Source organism: Lamprobacter sp., assembly GCF_034860625.1.
In the GTDB taxonomy this organism is placed as follows: Bacteria; Pseudomonadota; Gammaproteobacteria; order Chromatiales; family Chromatiaceae; genus Lamprobacter.
In genome coordinates this window covers 1-5,560 of sequence record NZ_JAYESN010000206.1, presented here as the reverse complement: position 1 = coordinate 5,560, position 5,560 = coordinate 1, and the positions used below count along the sequence as shown (strand labels likewise).

The following is a 5,560-nucleotide window of genomic DNA, read 5'->3' as shown; positions in this document are numbered from 1 at the left end:
GAGCCATTGGATGTGATGCAGAGTGCGCTGATGCTGATCCGTCAGATCAACGCTGGCCAGGCTCAGGTCGAGAACCAATACACCCGCGCCGTGACCCGTGACGGTAACCCGAAGGCCCAAGCCCTGATGGCTGAGGTCTTCAGCCCGCGCGAGACCTTCGAATGGCGCGGGCTGGGTTTCTTGCCGGCGAGTGCGCTACGGATTGACGATGCCTATGCGGAGCTTGATGCCGAGCAGCGCTTTCCGGTCGCACCTAGCAGCGGCCGCGAGATCAAGGGCTGCGAATGCCCGAGTGTGTTGCGCGGTGTGATGGAGCCGACTGATTGCAAGCTCTTTGGCAGCGTCTGTACGCCGGAGAATCCAATGGGCGCCTGTATGGTGTCTTCAGAAGGCGCCTGCGCGGCCTATTGGAGCTACGGCCGCTTTAGGGCGCCAGCCACCCAGTCTGCCGCGGGGACTGGCGTCGAATCGGACGTGGCTGCAATGGTGACGGTGCCGGCGAACCTGCCTGCCGCGAGTGCTGCAACCCGGCGTGATTCGGCGGTGAACGCCTGATGACTGCTCCGCTCAATCCGCCGTCGGCTCAGGACCCATCTGCAGAACAGTCCAGCACCTCCGTCTCTGCGACGACGCCAGCACAGGCATCAGCCCCAGCAGCGCGCCGCTTCGCCGGTCGGCTCGACATCAAGCGCGGCGCGATCGATATGAGCCACGGCAGCGGTGGCCGCGCCATGGCTCAGCTGATCGACGAGTTGTTTCGAGTGCATCTGGATAACCCGCTGCTGGCGCAAGGCAATGATCAAGCCCTGTTCACCCCGCCGCCCGGACGCTTGGTCACCAGCACCGACGGCCATGTGATCTCGCCATTGTTCTTCCCTGGTGGGGATATCGGCGCGCTTGCCGTGCATGGCACGGTCAATGATGTCGCCATGGCCGGTGCACGCCCGCTCTATCTGACGGCGAGTTTCATCCTTGAAGAAGGGCTGCCACTGGCGGATCTCGAGCGCATCGTTGCCAGCATGGGCGCTGCTGCGCGCACGGCCGGTGTGCAAGTCATCGCCGGCGATACCAAGGTCGTCGAGCGCGGCAAAGGCGATGGCTGCTTCATCTCCACTACCGGCATCGGCGTGGTGCCGGATGGTATTCAGATCTCTGGTGATCTGGCCCGCCCGGGCGATGCCATCCTGGTCAGCGGCAGTATGGGCGACCATGGCGTGGCGATCCTCTCGAAACGCGAGAACCTTGGCTTCGAGACCGAGATCGTCTCCGACTGTCAGGCCTTGAACGATCTGGTCGCGGCGATGATCGAGGCGGTGCCGAACATCCACTGTCTGCGCGATCCGACCCGCGGCGGGCTGGCGACGACGCTGAATGAGCTGGCGTTGCAGTCGCAGGTTGGTCTGCAGATTCGCGAGCCGCTGATCCCGGTCCGAGCAGAGGTCAGTGCGGCTTGCGAGCTGCTTGGGCTCGATCCGCTCTATGTTGCGAATGAAGGCAAGCTGATCGCGATCTGCCCTGCTGATCAGGCTGAGGGGCTACTCGCGGCGATGCGCGCGCATCCGAAGGGACGTGAGGCTGCGATCATCGGGCAGGTGGTCGAGGACGCGCATCATTTTGTGCAGATGGAGACGGCCTTTGGCGGCAGTCGGATCGTCGATTGGCTGGCGGGTGAGCAGTTGCCGCGCATTTGCTGAGCCCATGGAGATCGCGCCGGTGGATGCGCCAATCCGGCCCGACACGCATCAGCTGGCTCTGCTCGGCGAGCTGCGGAAGCTGAGCCTCTGACAACTCGCTGGGCAGGCCGATCTGGGCAAGCAGATCTGTCATCTTTGGGTGTGTCTGCATAAAGGCTGTTTTTTTGCTCCTAACAATCATGGCCAGCGATGCGAGATAGCAACCGCTGGCCGCGGGGGGTCCAGAGGCAGGAGCTAGCGCAATGAGCTGAGCAGGCGCACGAGATGCATGGTCGCGGTGAAGAAATTGTCGCTGGGATGGGCTTTGCAATGGTTCAGGGTGCGCCGCATCAGGGTTTCGATGCCGGAGCCGCTGAGCACATCCTCATCGAGTGCTAGGCTCAGCCCAGAGACGAAGCCAGCCGCCCAATCCTGGTAACGCTGGAACTCTGCTGAATCGCCGGCCTTGGCAGCGGCGTTGGCCTGCTCGTACTCGGCGCAACTGCGAACGCCATAACCCCAGAGCGCCGGCGTTAGGGCAGACGCGTTGGTGCTGAGGCCGGAGCACAGCAGCGCCACTAATAAGAGCAGGCTCGCGCGCGGTCTTCTTGATCGGCTTGAATGCTGCTGAACTGCTAATATCTGAAATTTTGCGCCCGCGCCGAGCGGGCTTCGCTGAGGTCGAATGGTCCGATGCGCTTGCTGATGATCTCGGATGTCTACTTCCCCCGCGTCAATGGGGTCTCGACATCCATCCAGACGGTTGGACGCGAACTCGTCCGCAAGGGGCATCAGGTCACACTGATCACGCCCAGCTACGATGCTGAAGAGGCCACTGCTTCGGACCCGTTTGAGGTCATTCGCATCCCCTCGCGCTTCCTGCCCTTCGACCCCGAAGACCGCATCATGCGCTGGGGCCTGTTGCCGCGGCACCGAGCGGCGTTGCGCGCGCAGCGCTTCGATCTGGTTCACATCCACACCCCCTTCATTGCCCATTACGCAGGGCTTGCATTGGCGCGCTGGCTCGCGCTCCCAGTGGTGGAAAGCTATCACACCTTCTTCGAGCAGTACCTTGATAAGTACATCCCGCTGGTGCCGGGGGCCTGGCTACGCTACGCCGCGCGGCGCTTCTCTGCTGCCCAATGCAACGATGTCGACGCGCTAGCGGTGCCTTCACAGATCATGCTCGATGTGCTCACCCGCTATGGCATCCAGACTCCAGCCGAGGTGGTCCCAACGGGGATCGATCTAGATCAGTTCAGCCAGGGCGAGGGTATGCGCTTTCGTCAGCGTTGGGGTATTGCCCCGAGCCGTCCGCTGCTGGTACATGTCGGACGTCTGGCCTTTGAGAAGAATTGCGACTTCTTGCTGCGCATGCTGGTGCTGATCAAGGCCGAGATGCCTGACATCCTGCTCGTCGTCGCGGGCGATGGCCCGGCGCTAAAGCACCTGCAGCGGCTCCGAGACCGACTCGGGCTGCATGAGCAGGTGCTGTTCACCGGCTATCTGGCGCGCGACGGCTCGCTCGAAGATTGTTACAGCGCCGGCGCCGGCTTTGTCTTCTCCTCCTATACCGAGACTCAAGGCCTGGTACTGCTGGAAGCCATGGCCCTGGGCACCCCGGTGGTGGCGCTCGCCGAGATGGGCGCCCGCGAGGTCTTGCGCGACGGTCAAGGCTGCCTGATTGCCGAGCATGATGAAGCTCACTTTGCCCAGCAGTGCTTGAGACTGCTGCGCACGCCCAGGTTGCGGGCTGAGCTCTCCGCCAGCGCTCGCGCCTATGCCCAGCGCTGGTCGGCGCCTGTGCTGACCAACCAGATGCTGGCCTTCTATGCCGGTACGCTACTCAGGGCAGAGGTCGCGAAACAGCATGATCATGACGACAATACCCCGAAGCTTGCCGATATCAGGCTTCCCCATAGCACCGGGCTTGAGCCTTTAGACGCCGAGGCCGAGCCAAAGCGGAGCCCCTTATGAATACCGACGATGTGATCGATGCCTTTGAGCTACTCGGCGATTGGGACGCGCGCTATGAGTTTATCGGCGAGCTTGCACGTCAGCTCGTACCGCTGTCTGACCAAGAGTACAGCGACAGCAACCTGGTCCAAGGCTGCAATACGCGCACCTGGCTCACCGCCGCCCCCCAGCCTGCGGACCCGACCCGCATCGAATACCGAGCTGATGCCGAGACCCCGCTGGTGCGGGGTTTGGTGGCGCTCCTGCTCGTGCCTTTCCAGCATCAGACGCCAGAGCAGGTGCTGAATACCGACCCGAGTCATTACATCGCCCGCCTCGGGCTGGCCGAACACCTGAGTGCGAACCGGCGGGCTGGCATGGAGCACTTCCTCGAGCGTGTCTACCAGCTCGCGCGGGTGCAGCAAGGCTAAGCGGCTGTCTAGGTTCTACTTGCCGATGATCGCCTTGAACGGGCGCGCAAATCGGTAAGCCGTTGATGGACAGTGTCTAACGTCCATAGCGCGTCGCCACCCGGATGATGAAGCGCTTGTTTCACCGCAACGTCCATAGCGTGTTGCTACCCCGGATAATGAATACCCTGTTTCAGGGTAAGGCTCGCTGCCCTACGGGCGGGATAGCCGTTAGCTGATCGCGACACCTGCTAGGGTCTTGCCAGGGTTTTTGCTGAGATGGGCGAGCAGTGACGAGCGATCAGTCTTTGACCGCCTCCATCACGCGGTCAAGCCGCTCGCGGACCTTTGCGGCGAGCTCGGGAACCTTCGGGTTGTCAACGAGCTCGAGCACGGTGAGTGGGTTCATGAACAGCACGCGTACGTCGCCGTCGTCGTCCACTCGCACAACGACATTGCAAGGCAGCAGAGCGCCAATATCGGGTTCGGCCTTAATCGCCTGGTGGGCGAAGTCCGGGTTGCAGGCGCCGAGGATGCGATAGGGGGCCTGGTCGACACCGAGTTTGTTCTTCAGGGTCTTGGCAACGTCGATATCACTGAGCACACCAAAGCCTTGTTCGCTTAGGGCTGCGGTGACACGTTCGATGGTTTCGTCGAAGCCGGTGCTGACCTTGGTTGATACGCCATACATCATTTGGGGTTCTCCTGTGGGTGGGCGGGCAGCGCTGTCTGTGTCGACAGCGCCACCCGTTGGATCACCCTGGACGTGGGTCTGTTGGGCTCGATTTGCGAATAGGCTGTTTGCCACTCACCCCTCTGGTTAGCCTAAATCCGAGGCCATTGACCTTAGTAGGGGCTGCACCATGCGTTTTAGGCCCATTGCGGATTCAGTGCTGATGCACTCCAGTCGGTCTTGGCGTTTGCCTTAGGTAGCTCACAGCGTGGGGCGTGCTCGAAGAGCTCGACCCAACTTTCCTCGGCTTGTCCAACAGCGTCGAGGAGGCAGAGCGGGCCAGCGCTGTTGATGGCGGCCTGACGCCAGCGGTCGGCATCCTGTTTGCGTTTGGCGGCTCGGTGCTGCTCAGCCAAATGATCTTGGCGGCCAAGCTCGTCTTGGTGCTTCTGTTGCGAGATGAATTGTCGCGCGTGGAGCTCGGCGAGGCGTGAGAGTGATGTCATGAGGGTTCTCCTTTGGCTTGGCTGACGGCCGGGGCAGGGACGCTGTTGTTAGGTTATCGCGGTGTCAGTCCCTGCTGAGTCCGGCCGGCGTGGTATGGAGCGCGCGTCGGCGCCCTATTGCACCTGGATGTTCAGCACCTCCTCCCCGTCGGGGTCCGAAATATGCACCGCGCAGGCGATGCAGGGATCGAAGCTGTGGACCGTGCGCAGGATCTCGATCGGCTGTTGCGGATCATGCAGGGCATGACCGGCAAGGGCCGCTTCATAGGGGCCTTGCTGGTTCTGTGCATCACGCGGGCCGGCGTTCCAGGTGCTCGGCACGACGGCCTGATAGTTCGCGGT

General features: G+C 62.3%; 7 protein-coding genes and 1 pseudogene. 4 read left to right on the top strand and 4 right to left on the bottom strand.

Going from position 1 to position 5,560, the window contains the following annotated elements; translation table 11 throughout:
- Both VBE63_RS24070 and hypE read left to right on the top strand, forming a co-directional pair.
- A pseudogene (locus VBE63_RS24070) lies at positions 1–555 on the top strand (hypothetical protein); the annotation flags it as partial.
- A 149-nt stretch (positions 556–704) separates the two neighbouring features.
- The gene (gene hypE / locus VBE63_RS24065; RefSeq protein WP_323685552.1) at positions 705–1,694 is read left to right on the top strand and encodes a hydrogenase expression/formation protein HypE; all 990 of its coding nucleotides are present in this window, start codon (positions 705–707) and stop codon (positions 1,692–1,694) included.
- Between the two features lie 234 nt (positions 1,695–1,928).
- Here the strand turns inward: hypE and VBE63_RS24060 are convergent, their stop codons facing one another.
- Positions 1,929–2,252, bottom strand: coding sequence for a hypothetical protein (locus VBE63_RS24060; protein WP_323685550.1), 324 nt, complete (start codon positions 2,250–2,252; stop codon positions 1,929–1,931).
- Between the two features lie 114 nt (positions 2,253–2,366).
- Here VBE63_RS24060 and VBE63_RS24055 point away from each other — a divergent pair, with 114 nt between their 5' ends.
- Positions 2,367–3,650, top strand: a complete 1,284-nt coding sequence (locus tag VBE63_RS24055) for a glycosyltransferase (RefSeq protein ID WP_323685549.1) — start codon at positions 2,367–2,369, stop codon at positions 3,648–3,650.
- Positions 3,647–4,060 (top strand): SufE family protein, encoded by a 414-nt coding sequence (locus VBE63_RS24050; protein WP_323685548.1) that lies wholly within the window; start codon positions 3,647–3,649, stop codon positions 4,058–4,060. Before VBE63_RS24055 ends, VBE63_RS24050 begins: the two co-directional genes overlap by 4 nt.
- 280 nt (positions 4,061–4,340) lie before the next feature.
- Here VBE63_RS24050 and VBE63_RS24045 read toward each other — a convergent pair whose 3' ends face one another.
- The 3 genes from VBE63_RS24045 to VBE63_RS24035 all read right to left on the bottom strand — a co-directional run.
- Positions 4,341–4,730 carry a DUF302 domain-containing protein gene (locus VBE63_RS24045; protein ID WP_323685551.1) on the bottom strand — a complete coding sequence of 130 codons (390 nt, stop codon included), beginning with the start codon at positions 4,728–4,730 and terminating at the stop codon, positions 4,341–4,343.
- Positions 4,731–4,909: 179 nt separating this feature from the next.
- A complete protein-coding gene (locus tag VBE63_RS24040; protein ID WP_323685547.1) occupies positions 4,910–5,218 on the bottom strand; it encodes a hypothetical protein in 309 nt (102 codons plus the stop codon).
- A gap of 114 nt (positions 5,219–5,332) precedes the next feature.
- Positions 5,333–5,560 (bottom strand): nickel-dependent hydrogenase large subunit (locus VBE63_RS24035; RefSeq protein ID WP_323685546.1); only part of this gene is annotated, 228 nt, incomplete at its 5' end.